Here is a 243-nt window from a genome sequence, read left to right as displayed (position 1 = left end):
CATTTTCACAAATTTCAATACCAATTGATTTCATATTGCCGGTTCCCCGACCGTCTCCCGCATGCCATCCGTTTTCGTTTAGTGGCAAATGCTGATAGATGACACTATCATCCACAGTGTAGTGCCAACTTACGCCTGTACTAGATCGTTTCACAAACGATGCGTGACTCGCTGCGTTTGCCCCTTTTGCTGTGTTAGCTGTGTTATGAACCGTAATATATAAAGGTTTCATATAGTTACCAG

The 243-nt window shown here is 43.2% G+C and carries 1 protein-coding gene; it reads right to left on the bottom strand.

Annotated features, from left to right (window positions below; translation table 11 throughout):
* Window positions 1-243: N-acetylmuramoyl-L-alanine amidase family protein (locus tag SB749_RS20570; RefSeq protein WP_410711946.1), on the bottom strand; the 243-nt coding region annotated here is incomplete at both ends.

The sequence above is a fragment of the Brevibacterium sp. SIMBA_078 genome, from assembly GCF_046534565.1.
GTDB lineage: Bacteria > Actinomycetota > Actinomycetes > Actinomycetales > Brevibacteriaceae > Brevibacterium.
This window is presented reverse-complemented; position numbering and strand designations above follow the sequence as displayed.